The organism is Streptomyces sp. NPDC107517, from assembly GCF_055582645.1.
The window spans coordinates 266,199-282,233 of record NZ_JBVJPM010000007.1; the positions used below are offsets into that span (position 1 = coordinate 266,199).

At 69.9% G+C, this 16,035-nt stretch carries 15 protein-coding genes and 1 pseudogene; 9 read left to right on the forward strand and 7 right to left on the reverse strand.

Going from position 1 to position 16,035, the window contains the following annotated elements:
- Positions 1-33: 33 nt before the first annotated feature.
- Positions 34-1,308: an FAD-binding protein gene (locus ACZ67T_RS19175; RefSeq protein ID WP_469985380.1), complete on the forward strand. Its 1,275-nt coding sequence runs from the start codon at positions 34-36 to the stop codon at positions 1,306-1,308.
- Positions 1,309-1,428: 120 nt separating this feature from the next.
- Complete coding sequence (locus ACZ67T_RS19180) at positions 1,429-2,415, forward strand: DUF5585 domain-containing protein (protein WP_469985381.1); 987 nt, start codon at positions 1,429-1,431, stop codon at positions 2,413-2,415.
- Between the two features lie 10 nt (positions 2,416-2,425).
- Here the strand turns inward: ACZ67T_RS19180 and ACZ67T_RS19185 are convergent, their stop codons facing one another.
- Entirely contained in the window at positions 2,426-3,193 is a 768-nt protein-coding gene (locus ACZ67T_RS19185; RefSeq protein ID WP_469985383.1) for an MBL fold metallo-hydrolase, read from the reverse strand.
- Between the two features lie 300 nt (positions 3,194-3,493).
- On the opposite strand from ACZ67T_RS19185, the gene ACZ67T_RS19190 reads away from it, so the two are divergent.
- The gene (locus tag ACZ67T_RS19190) at positions 3,494-6,298 is read left to right on the forward strand and encodes a right-handed parallel beta-helix repeat-containing protein (protein ID WP_469985385.1); all 2,805 of its coding nucleotides are present in this window, start codon (positions 3,494-3,496) and stop codon (positions 6,296-6,298) included.
- A gap of 16 nt (positions 6,299-6,314) precedes the next feature.
- On the opposite strand, the gene ACZ67T_RS19195 is transcribed toward ACZ67T_RS19190, so the two are convergent.
- A complete protein-coding gene (locus ACZ67T_RS19195; RefSeq protein WP_469985387.1) occupies positions 6,315-7,004 on the reverse strand; it encodes a helix-turn-helix domain-containing protein in 690 nt (229 codons plus the stop codon).
- A 114-nt stretch (positions 7,005-7,118) separates the two neighbouring features.
- Here ACZ67T_RS19195 and def point away from each other — a divergent pair, with 114 nt between their 5' ends.
- Together def and ACZ67T_RS19205 are read left to right on the forward strand one after the other, a co-directional pair.
- A complete protein-coding gene (gene def, locus ACZ67T_RS19200) occupies positions 7,119-7,781 on the forward strand; it encodes a peptide deformylase (protein WP_469985389.1) in 663 nt (220 codons plus the stop codon).
- A 43-nt stretch (positions 7,782-7,824) separates the two neighbouring features.
- The gene (locus tag ACZ67T_RS19205) at positions 7,825-8,637 is read left to right on the forward strand and encodes a HEAT repeat domain-containing protein (RefSeq protein ID WP_469985390.1); all 813 of its coding nucleotides are present in this window, start codon (positions 7,825-7,827) and stop codon (positions 8,635-8,637) included.
- Between the two features lie 152 nt (positions 8,638-8,789).
- Here the strand turns inward: ACZ67T_RS19205 and ACZ67T_RS19210 are convergent, their stop codons facing one another.
- The gene (locus ACZ67T_RS19210; protein WP_469985391.1) at positions 8,790-9,962 is read right to left on the reverse strand and encodes an RNA-guided endonuclease InsQ/TnpB family protein; all 1,173 of its coding nucleotides are present in this window, start codon (positions 9,960-9,962) and stop codon (positions 8,790-8,792) included.
- A gap of 182 nt (positions 9,963-10,144) precedes the next feature.
- Here ACZ67T_RS19210 and ACZ67T_RS19215 point away from each other — a divergent pair, with 182 nt between their 5' ends.
- Positions 10,145-10,987, forward strand: a complete 843-nt coding sequence (locus ACZ67T_RS19215; RefSeq protein WP_469985393.1) for an SDR family NAD(P)-dependent oxidoreductase — start codon at positions 10,145-10,147, stop codon at positions 10,985-10,987.
- A gap of 68 nt (positions 10,988-11,055) precedes the next feature.
- Here the strand turns inward: ACZ67T_RS19215 and ACZ67T_RS19220 are convergent, their stop codons facing one another.
- From ACZ67T_RS19220 to ACZ67T_RS19235, 4 genes are all read right to left on the reverse strand, one after another.
- Complete coding sequence (locus tag ACZ67T_RS19220; protein ID WP_469985394.1) at positions 11,056-11,931, reverse strand: glycoside hydrolase family 16 protein; 876 nt, start codon at positions 11,929-11,931, stop codon at positions 11,056-11,058.
- Positions 11,932-12,159: 228 nt separating this feature from the next.
- Positions 12,160-12,297 carry an acyl-CoA dehydrogenase family protein gene (locus ACZ67T_RS19225; protein WP_469985395.1) on the reverse strand — a complete coding sequence of 46 codons (138 nt, stop codon included), beginning with the start codon at positions 12,295-12,297 and terminating at the stop codon, positions 12,160-12,162.
- On the reverse strand, positions 12,294-12,941 hold the full coding sequence (locus ACZ67T_RS19230; RefSeq protein WP_469985397.1) for a CatB-related O-acetyltransferase: 648 nt from the start codon (positions 12,939-12,941) through the stop codon (positions 12,294-12,296). Before ACZ67T_RS19230 ends, ACZ67T_RS19225 begins: the two co-directional genes overlap by 4 nt.
- 51 nt (positions 12,942-12,992) lie before the next feature.
- The gene (locus ACZ67T_RS19235; protein ID WP_469985398.1) at positions 12,993-13,244 is read right to left on the reverse strand and encodes a peptidoglycan-binding domain-containing protein; all 252 of its coding nucleotides are present in this window, start codon (positions 13,242-13,244) and stop codon (positions 12,993-12,995) included.
- Positions 13,245-13,269: 25 nt separating this feature from the next.
- Between ACZ67T_RS19235 and ACZ67T_RS19240 the strand changes: the two genes are divergently transcribed.
- The 3 genes and pseudogenes from ACZ67T_RS19240 (at position 13,270) to lpdA (ending at position 15,980) form a co-directional block, all read left to right on the forward strand.
- Positions 13,270-13,713, forward strand: a complete 444-nt coding sequence (locus tag ACZ67T_RS19240; RefSeq protein ID WP_469985400.1) for a hypothetical protein — start codon at positions 13,270-13,272, stop codon at positions 13,711-13,713.
- 382 nt (positions 13,714-14,095) lie between these two features.
- Positions 14,096-14,400 (forward strand): annotated as a pseudogene (locus ACZ67T_RS19245) (TerD family protein); the annotation flags it as partial.
- Positions 14,401-14,570: 170 nt separating this feature from the next.
- Positions 14,571-15,980, forward strand: coding sequence for a dihydrolipoyl dehydrogenase (gene lpdA, locus ACZ67T_RS19250; protein WP_469985402.1), 1,410 nt, complete (start codon positions 14,571-14,573; stop codon positions 15,978-15,980).
- Positions 15,981-16,035 lie beyond the last annotated feature (55 nt).

Consider the following 16,035-nt stretch of genomic DNA (forward strand, 5'->3'; position numbering starts at 1 on the left):
AACGCGAACACCCCCTTGAGGACGGACATGCGGATGCCCGCGACCGATACACCACTGCGGAACTGGGCGGGAAACGTCACCTTCGGCGCGGCGCGGGTCCACCGTCCGACGTCGGAGGCCGAGCTGAGCCGGACCGTCGCCTCCGCCGAGAAGGTACGGGTCCTCGGCAGCGGACACTCCTTCAACCGCATCGCGGACACCGACGGCGACCTCGTGCTCATCGACGGGCTCGAGCGCCGGGTGCGGGTGTCCGAGGACCGCGCCACCGTGCGCGTCTCGGCCGGCATGCGCTACGCGGAGGTAGCCTCGGCGCTCCAGGAGCGGGGTCTCGCTCTCGCCAACCTGGCGTCGCTGCCGCACATCTCGGTCGCGGGATCGTGCGCCACCGGCACGCACGGTTCCGGGGACTCACTGCGCGGTCTGGCCACCGCGGTGACCGGAATCGAGCTGATCGGCCCCGACGGCACGCGGACGACAGTGGACCGCGCCTCCGACCCGGACCAGTTCCCCGGTGTCGTGGTCAATCTGGGCGCACTCGGTGTCGTGGTGGGAATGACACTCGCCGTGGAACCCGCCTTCGACGTCGCCCAGTGGGTGTACGACGACGTGCCGCTGGACCGCATCGCCGAGGACTTCGACGCCGTGTTCGGCGCCGCGTACAGCGTCAGCGCGTTCACCGACTGGCGTGCGGACACCGCCACGGTGTGGCTGAAGCGCCGCACCGACCGCCTGCCGACCGGCACCCCGGGAGACCGCTGGATGGGCGGCCGGCTCGCGGACGGCCCGCGCCACCCGGTCCCCGGCATGCCACCGGCCTTCTGCACCGAGCAGCTGGGCGTCCCCGGACCGTGGCACGAGCGCCTGCCCCACTTCCGCCCCGACTTCACCCCGAGCAACGGCGAGGAGCTCCAGTCCGAACTGCTCCTGCCGCGCGAGGCCGCGGCCGAAGCGATGGCGGCCCTGCGCGCGCTCGGAGACCGGATCGCCCCGGTACTCCTCGTCTCGGAGATCCGCACCGTCGCCGCGGACGCCCTGTGGCTCAGCCCGAGCCATGGCCGCGCATCCCTCGCCCTCCACTTCACCTGGGTGCGCCGCCCCGACGACGTACTCCCGGTCATCGGCGCCATCGAGGACCGACTGCTGCCGCTCGGGGCGCGCCCTCACTGGGGGAAGCTGACGGCGGCGGCTCCCAGTACCGTCGCCGCGCTCTACGAACGAGCCCCCGACTTCCAGCGGCTACGACAAGAGCTGGACCCGGCAGGGAAGTTCAGCAACGCCTTCGTGACGGAACTCTTCGCCGGTCACTGAACGTGATCCCCTGCGGAGCACCGCAGGGCTGGTCCGTTCGGCGGCGCCCGGGTCGCTGCCCGCCGGAGCCGAACCTAGCGTTCCCACAGTCAGGAGGTATTTCTGTCTGGAGGGTCCACTGTGCGTTCCATAGGTCTCGCTTCCGCAGCGCTGTTCGGCGCCGCCGCGCTTCTGTCCGTGACCGCGCCGGTGTCCCTGGCGGACGGCGGTGCTTCCACCGCCCCCACTTACGACGCCGACAGTGGTGGCGCCACCGCCAATCCCGAAGCCGACGGTGGTGACGCCACCCCTACTCCCGAGGCCGATGGTGGCGCTACCCCCACGCCTAAGTCGGACAGTGGTGACACCGCTCTCACCCCCGAGGCCGATGGTGGTGGCGCCACCCCCACGCCTAAGTCGGACAGTGGTGGCACCGGCCTCACTCCCGAAGCCGACAGTGGTGGCACCGGTCTCACTCGCGATTCCGACAGTGGTGGCACCAGCCTCACTCCCGATTCCGACAGCGGTGACACCGCCCTCACTCCCGAAGCCGACAGTGGTGGCACCAGCCTCACCCCCGAAGCCGACAGGGGCGACACCACCCCCTCGCGCGAATCCGACAGTGGTGGCCGTTCCGACAGCGGTACCGATCAAAGTGGCGACGACGTCGGTAGTGCAGGTCGCACTGATGGCAGCGGCAACAAGGGCAACCCTTTCGGATTCACGGTCTCTCCGACGTCCGTGTCCCCCGGCGGGACCGTCACCCTCAATGCCACCCGGTGCAAGACGCCGGCCGTGCGCGTCACGGCGCCGGTCTTCGGTGACGTCACGCTCAATGGTGGCCGTTCGGCGAAGGCTACGGTCTCCCGCGACGCGAAGCCGGGTGCCCAGTACGACGTGACGTTCGACTGCAAGGGGCAGCGTGGCACCGCCAAGCTCGTCATCTCCGGCGGAGGGACGCGTCCCACCACGCCCACCGTGCCGGGGGGAGTGGAGGCCGGTGACGGCGGAAGCCTTTCCAACGCCGACGCCGCACAGCTCCTGGCGGGCACCGCACTGGTGGCCGGTGCCGTGGGCGCCGGCGTGTACGCAGTCGCAGCCAGGCGCCGCTCCGGTTCGCAGGACTGAGACAGTCCGGTCACGACCTGTGCCGCGCCGGGGTCGCACGTTCGTGTGCCGTCCTGGCGGCCTCGCTCACCGAACCGTGGTGTACCGGGCCGTGTCCGGGCAGCAGCATGTCGCCCGCGAGACTCGCGAACACGTCCAGGGAGTCGCGGGTGCGGTCGCGGTCCCTGTCGAACATGGTGGGCAGGAGCTGAGGCCCCCGCATGCGCGAGGTCGGGTGGCCGGTGACCAGGCCGTCGCCGGAGATGACGATGCCCGCGCCGGGAAGGTGGTAGGCGCAGTGGCCCGCGGTGTGCCCAGGGGTGTGGACGGGGACGGGGCGGCCCGGTAGGTCGAGGGCGCCCTCAGTGGGGAACGGCTGGGCCCGGTCGACGCGGGCGTCCGTCGTCCCGCCGGAGCGCAGGGCGTGGACGGCCCAGGGCAGGACACCCGGGCGCCAGCCGTTGCGCAGGACCCGGCCGAGCGGGACCTGGTGCAAGAACTCGCGCCGGGCGTGCGGGACTTCGGCCTCGTGCGCGTACACCGGTGCGTCGAAGGTGCGGCTGAGGTAGTCGGCGGACCCGAGGTGATCGTTGTGCGCGTGGGTGAGCAGGATCGCCGTAACCGCCTCGGGCGAGTGGCCCGCCGCGCCCAGTGAGTCCAGGACCTGCTGCCGGTCGCCGGGATAGCCGCAGTCGATGAGAGTGACGGCGTCGCCCTCGCTCAGGATCACCCAGTTCGTGTCACTGCCGTGGACCAGATGAACGCCTTTGGCGGCGTGGACGAGGGTGTCTTCGCGCATGACGGACCGCATCTCTTGAGATATCCGCTGGTGGGCGGGGGAGCGTGGGGAGCCGGGGGTACCGCAGTGACCGGTCTGCTGCAGTGGTCGCAGGCAGGGTAGTTGATCGTCTCTCCCGCCGGGACGCCTTCGACGGGGCATCGGGCAGCCGATGCGTGCAGCATCCCTTGACAGTCATCCGATGAATTTATAGCTTCCGTGGCCAGACGCTCCTCACTTGAGCCAACTGTCCATCAAACGTTGGATGTTCGGTCCGTAGATCGATGGTCAACCCCGACCTGCCCGGCCTCAGGAGTCCCCGTGCGTACCGTCCCAGGTTTCCGCAAGAGCCGAAGATCCCCGCTCCCCTGCCTGCTCGCCGCGGCGGTGGGTGTCACGCTGGGCCTCGGCGCCGCCACCGCGCCCACCGCGTCGGCGGCCGCGGGTGGCGGCAAGACCGTCACCCTCCATGTGGCGTCCACTGGCGACGATCGCGCCAACGGCTCGGCGGCCAGGCCGTTCCGCACAGTGGAGCGCGCCCAGGAAGCCGCCCGCAATGAGGTGCGCAAGCAGCGGGAGCGACCCGTCGACGTCGTGGTGCACGCGGGCACCTACCGCCTCGACCACACGCTGACGTTCGGCCCGAAAGATTCCGGCACGGACCGCGCCCCGGTCCACTACCTGGCGGCACCCGGTGAACGCGTCGTCGTCAGCGGCGGCCGATCGCTGCGGCCCGAGTGGCACTCGTACAACGACAGTGTCAAGGTCGCCGACATAGGCACGGGCCTCGACTTCGACGGTCTCTTCCTGGACGGGGAGCGCCAGGTCCTCGCCCGCTACCCCAACTTCGACCCCAGGACCGCCATCCTGGGCGGCTACGCGGCTGACGCCATCTCGGCGCAGCGAGCCGCCCGCTGGAAGAACCCCACCACCGCGCTCGTGCGCGGCCTGCACCAAGGGGAGTGGGGCGGCAACTCCTACCGGGTCGCCGGGCTGAAGGCCGACGGCACCCCGCAGCTCGACTGGGTGGGCGACAACAACCGCGGCAGCGGCCTGCACACCACGTACCGCATGGTGGAGAACGTCTTCGAGGAACTCGATGCCCCCGGCGAGTGGTTCTACGACAAGGCGGCCGGCAAGCTCTACTTCTTCCCTCCGAAGGGGGCCGATCTCGCCTCCGCGCACATCGAGACCGCTGAACTCGACGAACTCATCAGGGTGCAGGGCGGCGGACCGGACGACGCCGTGCACGATCTGAGCTTCTCCGGATTCACGTTCGCCCGTACCCACCGCACCCTCTTCGACCATCCGTACGAGAAGCTCCAGCTCGGCGACTGGGCGATCGCGCGCGCCGCGGCGGTCCACCTCAAGAACACCGAGAACGTCGCCGTACGGGACTCGCTCTTCGACCAGGTAGGCGGCAACGCCCTCTTCGTCGACGGCTACAACCGAGAAGACACCGTCTCCGGCAACGAGTTCAGTCACTCGGGCGCCTCCGACGTAGCCGTGGTGGGCAACCGCGACGCGGTCCGCGAGCCGTCCACCTGGGACAGCATGCGCAAGACCATCACGGACACCACACCCGGGCCGAAGACCGAGAACTACCCGCGCGACATCCACATCAGCGACAACTACATACACGACAACGGGCAGTTCGAGAAGCAGACCTCCGGCGTGCAGATCTCGATGAGCCGGCGCGTCACCGTCGACGGCAACACGATCCACGACGGACCCCGCGCCTGCGTCGACATCAACGACGGCACCTGGGGCGGACACGTCATCGAGAACAACGACATCTTCAACTGCGTCAAGGAGACCTCCGACCACGGGCCGATCAACTCCTGGGGCCGCGACCGGTTCTGGCCGCTGGCCGCCGACGACGCGACGAAGAAGTCGTACGCGAAGCTCGACGCGATGGACACCACCGTCATCCGGCACAACCGGATCCGCCACTCCTCGCACTGGGACATCGACCTCGACGACGGAAGCTCGAACTACCTCATCGAGGACAACCTCCTCCTCAACGGAGGGGTCAAGCTCCGCGAAGGCTTCCACCGGACCGTGCGCAACAACATCTTCGTCAACGGCGGCGCCCACTTCCACGTCTGGTACGCGGACAGCGGCGACACGGTGGAGAAGAACGTCTTCGTCACCGGCACCCCGTACAGCCTGATCCAGGCCGACATGGCGAAGAGCGAGCCGACCGTCGACAACAACCTGTTCTGGAACAACGGCAGGCCGGTCACCGGCGTCACCGACGCGTGGCGCGCCCTCGGCCTCGACACGCACTCGGTGACGGCCGACCCCAAGTTCACCGGAGCCTCGCCCTTCACCGATCCGAAGAAGCTCGACTACACGCTCCAGGCGGACTCCCCGGCGCGCGCCCTCGGCTTCCGTCCCTTCGCGATGGACGGCTTCGGAAAGGCCGGCAGCCCCACGCCACCCCCGCTCGAATGGGTCGACGACACCCCCACCGACACGCTCGACGCGTTCCAGGAACCGCTGCTCGGGGCGTCGGCGACACGTATCTACTCCGACGCGGTCAAGTCGGCCACGGGTCTGACCGACTACGACGGTCTGCATCTGCCCACCGTCCCCACCACGTCGGAGGCGTATCGGCAGGGCCTGCGCACGAACGACGTCATCCGGGAGATCGACGGCAAGAAGGTCACCGGCCGCGACAGCTTCTGGAGTGTCTACAACAGCTCGGCCCCGGGCGCCGACGTCCCGCTGGCGATCTGGCGCAACCAGGCATCCTCTCAACTCACCGTCCAGAAGCCCGAGTCAGGCGAACGGATCAACAACACGCCCGGGGTCGTGTACACCGGCTCGGGCTGGGACTGGAAGAACGCCTCGCGCGGCGGGGCGGGCGGCTGGGCCGACGACGTGCACGCCACACAGAACAAGGGCGACTCCTTCGAGCTCACCTTCAACGGCACGGCGATCGACGTCATCACCCAGATCAACAGCGACGAGGGGCAGGTCGACCTCTACGTGGACGGGCAGCCGGCGGGCACGATCGACAACGCGAGCCCCACGCGGCAGCATCAGCAGACCGTGTTCAGCAAGTCGGGCCTGGCGCAGGGCGAGCACACGATCAAGGGAGTGATGAAGACGGGCAGCTAGCTGATCGTGGACAGCTTCAAGATCCGCTAGCTGCCGTCGGGGGCTCGCTCTGCCGTGGAGCGGGAGCCGCGTCCTCGTCGAGCAGAGGGAACAGTCGCGCGACGGCCGTGACCGCCACGGTGTCCGCCGGGCGCGTCGCGGCCGCGTCGTGACGCGCCTGGAAATCGGTCATCAACTGGCGTATGAACGAGGCCAGTTGGCTCACCTCGTCAGGGCTGAGGCGCAGCACGGCGCTGAACGAGTCGTCGTGGCGCCATGCTGGCGGTGCCTGTTCCAGGTGGGCCAGGCGGTGCCGGTAGCGCTCGTCCAGGAGGCCGTGGGCCGGCGTGGTGAACTCCACTGCGCCGGCCTGGTCCGTCAGGTGGTCGGACTCCCAGCGCAACTGCCACGGACGGGCCCGTCCGTCCGTGGGTGGCGCCTCCTCGATGAGGCCGTAGCGCGCGAGCTGGCGCAGATGGAACGAGCAGAGGCCGGAGCTGTGGCCGAGGCGGGCAGCGGCCTCGGTGGACGTGACCGTGCCGACCTCGGCGAGCAGGTCGAGGAGCGCGACGCGGACCGGATGGTCGGGCAGGGGGCGGCGCGCTCCGTGCCGTGGATTCCATGAGCCGGAGCCGGAGCCGGAGCCGGAGCCGGAGTCCGAGGTCGAGGTCGAGACCGAGCCAAGGTCAGGGCCGGCTGGGGCTGTGGGTCGTTCCTGGTCGCTCATTTTGCAAAGAGTGCTACTTTGCAAAGCAGTTGGTCAAGTCGGTCAAGTCCGCCGAGCGGGGCCGGGTGCGCGCTCCCGGCCCTCCATCGGCCTGCTCAGGAGGCTTCAACACCCATGTGCAATCGACTGAGTGACGGAACATCACAAGATCTCAGGGTGCGGGTGCAGGGTGTACCGGTGGACTCCTACCCGACCCTTCCGCCGGAGGCCGCGCGCGGAACGGTGCGTCGTATCACCGTCGTGGGGGAGGGAATCTTGCACCGCCGATGCCGTGAGGTGACCCAGTTCGGAACCCCCGATCTGTGCCGCCTGATCGACGACATGTTCGCCACGAACGCTGTCGCAGACGGCGCGGCCATCGCCGCCAACCAGGTCGATGTGGACCTCCAGCTCTTCGTGTGGGACATCACGGACGACTGGGGCGTGCGTCATGTCGGGCACATCGCCAACCCGGTCCTCGACGAACTGCCCGCCGCGCAACGCGTCCTGGCCGAGGAGTCGGAGGGGTGCCTGTCTGTCCCCGGCCCCTACAAACTCGTGGCCCGGCCGGACCACGCAGTCGTCCGGGGTCACGACAAGGACGGCAATCCGCTGGTGATCGAAGGCCGGGGCTACTTCGCGCGCTGTCTGCAGCACGAGACGGACCACCTCCACGGCCGCACGTATCTGGACCGGCTCGCCCGGCGTGAACGCCAGGCGGCGCTGCGCGAGATGGAGGACACGAAGGACAGCGTGTTCGCCCGCCGGGCGGCCCGCGCCGCCGAACTCGGCAAGTGACACGCCGGCCGGCCGGCGGGCGGCGGCGCCTAGGATCGCGGCCATGGCGATGTTCGTACACCTGACCCCCCAGGCCAACGCGGCGCGCATCAGGCGGGCGGGTATCCGGGCCGTCAGCCGGCACCACGACGGCGGGCGCGGAGTGTTCTGCTTTCCCGTGCTCGCGTCGTACACGCTTACGCACCAGTGGCTGCGGGAGCTGGCACGGCACGGCGGGCCGCGCGGGCTCGTCGCCGTCCAGGTGCGGCTGCCGGACGACGAGCCGGTCACGGTGGGCCGGTACCACCGCGACCCGCTGGCGACGACGGCTGCTGACGCGGTGCGCCGTGCGGCCGCGATGGACGACCCGCGCGGGTGGGAGGTGTTCGTCCCCCGGGCGGTCGCCAAACGCGAGGTCCTCCGCGTCCGCGCCGTCCGGCAGGTGACCGGCTGGCGCTACTTCCCCGACGCGCACGGGGTCGTGCCGTGCACGTGTGCGGGCTGCCGGGTGCGAGGCGAATACGGGTCCCGGCGGCTGCGTGAGCGCAGGCCGCACCCGTACGACGGCCCACCGCCCCCGGCGCCGGTCCTGCTGCGACGTGTGGCGGCGGCCGGAGAGCCGGGCGACGCCACGGCGCTGTGCGAGGCGCTGCACTGGTTCGGCCTGCGCCGGCGGGGCCCGGTGGAACGGCTCTCCCGGCTCGCTGACCACCCGGAGCCGGCGGTCCGCGAGGCTCTCGCCGACGCGGTCGCCGGCTGGTCGACGCCCGGGGTCGACGCGCTCCTGGCCCGCCTGGTGTCCGACCCGGACCCCGACGTACGGGAACTGGCGGCAGCCGTCGTCGAACGGCGGGAGGAGCGACGTGCGCAGCGATGAGTGGTGAGGGGAACACCAGGCGTGGTGCGCTCCCTCCATCTGTGGCGCCGCGCCGTCCAGGATGGGCGTCTTGACTCCTCCCCCAATTGAGGGGGATTCCTAGCTCACGTCGCCTGCCCCCCGGCGGGGGTGCAGATCTTACACGATCAGCACTAGCCGGGTGGAAGACCAGCCCGGACCAGCATCACACGGGCGGAGTTCTTGTCTCTCGGCGAGACGGCTCCGCATGCGGTGCAGGCATACGTTCGCATCGAAAGAGGTAGCGCGTGCTTGGTTCTCGCTCCGCACTGCGCGCAGTCCATCGTGGTGTGCGCGGGGTGTACCAGATGGATGGTCCGGCCGTGCTTCCTGGCCATCTCGACAAGCGCCGCCTTGGTGGCGCCGATCGCGGCATCTGCGGCTTTCCTGGCCATGGTCGACTTCGCAAGGAACTTCGGCTTGAAGTCCTCGACGGCCAGGGCGTCGTGGTCGCGGACGACCTTCTTGGCCCACTTGCGGCCGGTGTCCTGCCGCTGGGCCGCGACCTTGCGGTGCAGTTTCGCACTCTGCCGCTTTGCCTCGCGGTATCCCTTCGATCCGGCCTGTCCCTTCGCAGGGCGGCGCCGGGCCATCATCCGCTGATAGCGGGCAAGTTTCTGCGCGGCTGTCCGCCCGTGCTGGCAATGGGGAAGGTCGTGGTCGTCGGATGTGGTGGTCGCGGTCTCCTTGACACCCCAGTCGATGCCGATCACGCGACCGGTTGCGGGCAGCTTCTCGGTCTGTGCGGGGACGACGAAGGACGCCCACCAGTGCCCCACCGCATCGCGGTACACGCGCACCGACGAGGGTGGCTCGGGCAGCTCGCGCGACCACACCGGCGGCACCACGATGTGGCCGGCGAGATGCAGACGGCCGTCCTTGAGGCGGAACCCTCGCTTGGTGTATTCGAGGGTGGGCAGCGCTTCGCGCTTCTTCTTGTACTTCGGCATCCCGGCCCGCTGCCGCATCGGCAACCGCGCCTTGATGTCCTTGAGGGCCTTCGCACGCGACCTGCCGAAGTCGCGTATCAGCTGCTGCTGAGGAACGCAGGCACCATCGGCCAGCCACGGCGTGCGCGATCGGGCCTCGGTCAGCATCGCCGCGAGCTGGACCGGCCCACACGTCGTCTTCTCGCCACTCGCCCGGTTGTGCGCGTGGACAGCCTTGGACTTGGCGACGCACTCGTTCCACACCCAACGCGCCCGGTCCCACTCGGCTTCGAGCGCAGTGCGGGCCGACGCCGACAGACGCACGCGGTAGGTGTACCGGCAATGGCCGGCCGCCTGCGTGGTCGCTTCTGTCGTCATGCATCGGAACCTACCTGGGAGGACTGACAGTTGAGCCCTCTTGCTCTTCGCAGTGCCCCTCGCCAGCAGTTTCGGTGTACGCCGATCCGCCCCGACGGCGAATCCGCCCTCCCTGCCCCGCCCACGCGCGAGCGTCATTTCCACCCCCGGCCAAAGCCGGGCGTATCCACGAAGGAGAAACGATGAATCTCTCCCGCCCCGCGCGCATCACCTTGATCACCGGAGCGACCCAGGGCCTCGGCCGCGGCATCGCGCTCGACCTCGCCGCGCGTGGCGACACCCTCCTCCTGCACGGCCGTGACGCGGGACGGCTCGAAGCGGTCGTCGCCGATGTGCGGGCGGCCGCACCGGACGCCACGGTCCGTACGTATCTCGCCGACCTCTCGGACCTCGACCAGGTGCGGGCCATGGCGGACCGCGTCCGCGACGCCGAACCCCGTCTCGACGCGCTGGTCAACAACGCGGTCGCCGGTGGCGGCGCGGAGCCGCTGCGGCGGGAGCTGAGCGCGCAGGGCCACGAACTGCGCTTCGCCGTCAACCACTTGGCCCCCTACGCCCTGATCCGCGGCCTGCTGCCCCTGCTCAAGGCCTCCGCGCCCGCCCGCGTCGTCAACGTCGCCTCCATGGGGCAGGAGCGAATCGACTTCGACGACGTCATGCTGGAGCGGGACTACGAGGGGCTGCGGGCGTACTGCCGCAGCAAGCTCGCCCTGATCATGGCCACGTTCGAACTGGGTGCGGAACTAGACGACACCGGAGTCACGGTCAACGCCCTGCATCCGGCGCATCTTATGGACACGGAAGGCGTGCGCGCGTACGGCTTCACTCCGGTGACGGGGATCGACGAGGGCGTCCGGCCGACGGTGCGGCTGATCACGGACCCGGAGCTCGGTTCCACCACGGGCCGGTACTTCGACCGCTTCACGGACGCCCGCGCCCACGAACAGGCCTACGACAAGGAGGCCCGCCGGCGCCTGATGACCCTGACGGACGAGCTGACGGGGTACGGCCCGGCGGCACCGTGAACCGGACGCCGATGTCCCGGGGCAGTGGAGTCCGTCGGACACCCTCCACCCCGGGACATCGTCCCCTCCTACTGTGTGGTCACGTGGACGTAGTCGACGACGAGCTGCTGGGGGAAGCTCGTGCTGCCGTCGGGGTCGCCGGGCCAGTAGCCGCCGACCGCGAGGTTGAGGATCAGGAAGAACGGCTTGTTGAACGCCCACTGGTTGCCGCCGACGTCGGCGGGCGTTCGGGTCTGGTAGACGTTGCCGTCGACGGACCACTTGACGGAGTTCGGGGCCCAGTCGACGGCGAACGTGTGGAATCCGTCCGCGAAGGCCTGTCCGCCGGGCAGCGTGTAGGCCGCGCCGATGCCGCCCGAGCCCGAGTATCCGGGGCCGTGCAGCGTGCCGTGGACCGTGCTGGGTTCGAAGCCGACGTTCTCCATGACGTCGATCTCGCCGCTGGCGGGCCAGCCGACGCTGCCGATGTCGTCCCCGAGCATCCAGAACGCGGGCCACATGCCCTGCCCGCGCGGCACCTTCATCCGGGCCTCGACATGACCGTAGGCCTGGGTGAACCTGCCCGAGGTGTTGAGCCGGGCCGAGGTGTACTCGCAACGCCCGTACCAGCATTGGTAGTTGTTCGGGTTCTCCTTGCGGGCCGTGATGACCAGGTTGCCCTGGCCGTCCAGCGCGGCGTTGCTGTTGCCCGCCGTGTAGTACTGCCGCTCATGGTTGTTGACGTTGTCGCCGGTCTCGATCTGCCACTTGCCGCCGTCGACGGCAGAGCCCGCGGCGCCGTTGAAATCATCGGTGAACGTGGCCGCGGCGGCTTTCGCGGGACTGTCGATGGGCGCAGGGGCGGCGGACGCGCCGCTGGGCATCGCCGCCAGGCTCGCGGCGCAGCAGGCCAGGGAGGCGGCGTACAGGGAGGCGCGACGGCGCCAGGATGAGCGCACGGTCATCACATCGCTTCACGTGTGGGGGTCGTGTGGGGGGTCGCGTGCATGACAAAGAAGCAAGCGAAGCATCCGGAAGTGAACGCCGACGACGGCCACTTGAGGCACTTCCTTCACTTCTTGATTTAAAGGAGTGCCCATCGTGGCGTCAAGGCATTGGCGTGTACCAAGTGCGAGCAGCGACCCCGCAGGCGCCTTGGCCTGCAGGGTCGCCCGGTGGGCCGACGGCCCGGTTCAGCCGGGAAGCGCCAGGCCCTTGGCGATGCCGTTCTTCTGGATCTCGGACGTGCCGGTCAGGACGCGGAACATCCGGATCTTGCCGAAGAGACACTCGACTTGGTTGCGCCGAGCGATGCCCGCCGCCCCGGTCACCGCGGCTTCGGGGCCACGGCCTCCAGAGCGTCGACGGAGCCGGACATGACGGTGCGCACGTGCTCGGCGAGGTGCTCGGTGGGCCAGTCCCACCACGCGAGGGCGAGCAGGCGCTCGACGTCCTCGTCGGAGTAACGGCGGCGGATGAGTCTCGCCGGGTTGCCGCCGACGATCCCGTAGTCGGGCACGTCGTCGACGACCACCGAACCCGAGGCGATGATCGCCCCGTGCCCGATGCGCACGCCGGGCATCACCGTGGTGCGGTAGCCGAACCACACGTCGTTCCCGACCACCGTGTCACCCCGGCCGGGCAGCCCGCTGATGAGATCGAAGTGGTCCGCCCACGAACCGCCCATGATGGGGAAGGGGAACGTCGACGGGCCGTCCATACGGTGGTTGGCGCCGTTCATGATGAACCGCACGCCCTCGCCCAGCGCGCAGAACTTCCCGATGACCAGCTTCTCCGGCCCGTAGTGGTACAGCACATTGCGCGTCTCGAAGGCGGTCGGGTCGTCAGGATCGTCGTAGTACGAGAACTCGCCGACCTCGATCAGCGGCGAGGTGACGAGCGGTTTGAGCAGCACGACCCGCGACTGCCCCGGCATCGGGTGAAGCACGGTCGGATCGGCGGGCACGAGCGACATGACGGGTCAACTTCCTCACGTGGTACGGGACGGCGACGGGCGGCCATGCTCTCAGCCCCGCCGGGTCTCCGCCTCCAGCGCGGCCCGCGTCTTCGGACCGTACACACCGGCGTCCTCGTCGATGCCGCGGGCCACCTGATACCGGTGGACCGCGTCCGCGACATCGGTCGAGTACCTGCCGTCGGCCGGCCCCGTGTACAAGTTGAGCTGGGTCAGCCGTTGTTGGAGGTCTTTGACCTGACCGCCATGGCTGCCGGTGGACAGGACTCGGGCGCCGGACACCGGGCGGGCGGCGGAAGACACCGCGGATGCGGGCGCGGAAGGCGTCGTGGAGGAGGATTTCGCCGAGGTGGAGGCGGGTGCCGCCGCCGAGGTGGACGCCGTTCCGGAGGCGGCCGACGTCGAAGGGCCGGGGGAGCGGGTCGCGTGCGCGCCGCCGTTCTCGGGAGAAGGGTCCGCCGACCGCGACGAGACAGGTCCGGACGGCGCGGGCACGGCGGAATCCTCCGCCGCCGACACGGTCCGGCTCGGGCCGGTCCCGGAGCTGAACACGCCACTCACCACGGCGATGACGGCGGCCGCCCCGACACCCAACGCCGCGGCCCCGACGATCACCCGCCGGCGCCTGAGGGGCGCGGGCGGCCGAAGACCACGGCCGGCGGCGACAGCATGCTCCGAAGTCCGGACCGGCATACCCTCGACGGCCGGCCCGACCCGGACCGGCCCCTCGAAGAGCTGCAGATCCTCCTGGGCCACCGTCCCGGCGGACTGACCGGGCGGGGCCACCTGCCCGAACACCGGGTTCACCGGCACCGCCGGTGCGGGCGTCGCGCAGCCGCACACCGGCTGCCGGCCGGCAATCGGTTCGGACCCGCACAAGGGGCATCGCTGTGCACTCACGTGAATGGCCCCTCCTCCGGGCGGCCACAGCATATGCCGGTGATCAGGTGAAGTCCGACGGTGGTACCGGCCCGAGGCCACCTGACCGATGGAGCGCAGAGGCAAGGAGCGCAGCAAGCCCGGCCTGTCAACGGCGAGCGCTCCAGAACCACCGCGAGTACCGGCGGGCCGCCGAGACCCTGCGCCGCACCGAGGAACTGGACGCTCAAGTCACGTCGCTGCAGGGTCTTCTGTGAGGGGGAGGAGTCACCCACGTCTCCTTCGACGAGTTCGAATTGTCGGATGCAGCCGACCGGTTCGTGCTCGTGGCCGCGAACGCCCCGGAGGCGAACCCGGACGCCGACCTCTCCGGCTTCACGGACGCCTGCATCCGCCTGCTCGACCCGAGGCCGGCCGACCTGGGACGGCTCGAGGTCTCCGACGGCCGCTCGGGCGAGACCGCCCTGGTGCGCGGTTCGTTCCGCCGCGGACCGAACGGGGACTGGGACTTCCTCCTGGGCGGCAGGGCTACGCGGGCGGCCTGGAGCAGCTCGTTCAGGACTTCGGCATCGAGGTGGAGCAGGTCGAGCGCGGCTCGTCGGGCCGGGGACTGAGCTGCGCCCGGGGGCGCGACGGCGCTCGGACCTGGGCGGCGCTGGCGTTGCGTATCTGCGTGGGTCCCGGTCGCGGACGTACCGTCGTGCACGTCAGGGCCAGACTCGCTTCTCACCGAAACGGCAGGAACGCTCCATGAGTACCACGCACTACGACGTCGTCGTCCTGGGCGCCGGGCCCGGTGGCTACACCGCGGCCGTGCGCGCCACCCAGCTGGGGCTTCGTGCCGCGGTCGTCGAGGGGAAGTACTGGGGCGGTGTCTGCCTGAACGTGGGCTGCATCCCGTCCAAGGCGCTCCTGCGCAACGCCGAACTCGCGCACATCTTCACGCAGCAGGCCTCGGCCTTCGGCATCCACGTCGAGGGGCAGGTCAGCTTCGACTACGGCGAGGCCTACCGGCGCAGCCGCAAGGTCGCCGACGGCCGGGTCGCGGGCGTGCACTACCTGATGAAGAAGAACGGCATCACCGAGTACGACGGGCGCGGCACGTTCATCGACGACCACACGCTCCGGGTCGACCTGACCGCCGGCGGGAGCGAGACCGTCACCTTCGGGAACTGCATCATCGCGACCGGCGCCACCACCCGCCTCCTGCCGGGCACCGCCCTCAGCGACCGCGTGGTCACCTACGAGGAGCAGATCCTCTCCGAGACGCTTCCCGAGTCCATCGTCATCGCGGGCGCCGGAGCGATCGGTGTCGAGTTCGCGTACGTCCTGCACAACTACGGTGTCAAGGTGACCGTCGTCGAGTTCCTGGACCGCATGGTGCCGACCGAGGACGCCGACGTGTCCAAGGAACTCTCCCGTCAGTACCGGAAGTTGGGTATCGAGGTGCACACCGGGACCCGGGTGGAGTCCATCGACGACAGCGACCCGGCGGCCAAGGTGCGCGTCACCGTCTCCAAGGACGGGCAGCAGCGCGTGATCGAGGCCGACAAGGTCCTCCAGGCGATCGGCTTCGCGCCGCGGACCACCGGATACGGGCTCGAGAACACCGGCGTACGGCTCACCGACCGCGGCGCGATCGACGTGGACGGACGCGGCCGCACCAACGTGCCCCACCTGTACGCGATCGGCGACGTGACCGCGAAGCTGATGCTGGCGCACGCGGCGGAGGCCATGGCGGTGATCGCCGCCGAGACGATCGGCGGCGCGGAGACCATGGAGGTCGACTTCACCATGATCCCGCGCGCCACCTACTGCCAGCCGCAGATCGCCAGCTTCGGCTGGACCGAGGCGCAGGCCCGCGAACTCGGTTTCGACGTGAAGGTGGCGAAGTTCCCGTTCTCCGCGAACGGGAAGGCTCACGGCCTCGGTGAGCCGACGGGCTTCGTCAAGGTCATCAGCGACAACCGGTACGGCGAACTGCTCGGCGCCCACCTCATCGGCCCCGAAGTAACCGAACTGCTACCGGAGTTGACGCTGGCTCAGCAGTGGGACCTGACCGTTCACGAGGTGGCCCGCAACGTGCACGCCCACCCGACGCTCGGCGAGGCCGTGAAGGAGGCGGTGCACGGGCTGGCCGGACACATGATCAACATGTGACGGTCGTCCGGGCGGCGCCGCCTCCTCCGGTGGCCGCGTCTCCTCGGTCGGGCGC

Bases quoted from the DNA above. Each gene is read 5' to 3' on its own strand.
- ACZ67T_RS19210 (WP_469985391.1), bottom strand. From the start codon at position 9,962: ATGACGACAGAAGCGACCACGCAGGCGGCCGGCCATTGCCGGTACACC.
- ACZ67T_RS19205 (WP_469985390.1), top strand. From the start codon at position 7,825: ATGGCGATGTTCGTACACCTGACCCCCCAGGCCAACGCGGCGCGCATC.
- ACZ67T_RS19195 (WP_469985387.1), bottom strand. From the start codon at position 7,004: ATGAGCGACCAGGAACGACCCACAGCCCCAGCCGGCCCTGACCTTGGC.
- ACZ67T_RS19215 (WP_469985393.1), top strand. From the start codon at position 10,145: ATGAATCTCTCCCGCCCCGCGCGCATCACCTTGATCACCGGAGCGACC.
- ACZ67T_RS19175 (WP_469985380.1), top strand. From the start codon at position 34: ATGCCCGCGACCGATACACCACTGCGGAACTGGGCGGGAAACGTCACC.
- ACZ67T_RS19230 (WP_469985397.1), bottom strand. From the start codon at position 12,941: ATGTCGCTCGTGCCCGCCGATCCGACCGTGCTTCACCCGATGCCGGGG.
- ACZ67T_RS19185 (WP_469985383.1), bottom strand. From the start codon at position 3,193: ATGCGCGAAGACACCCTCGTCCACGCCGCCAAAGGCGTTCATCTGGTC.
- ACZ67T_RS19220 (WP_469985394.1), bottom strand. From the start codon at position 11,931: ATGACCGTGCGCTCATCCTGGCGCCGTCGCGCCTCCCTGTACGCCGCC.
- def (WP_469985389.1), top strand. From the start codon at position 7,119: ATGTGCAATCGACTGAGTGACGGAACATCACAAGATCTCAGGGTGCGG.
- lpdA (WP_469985402.1), top strand. From the start codon at position 14,571: ATGAGTACCACGCACTACGACGTCGTCGTCCTGGGCGCCGGGCCCGGT.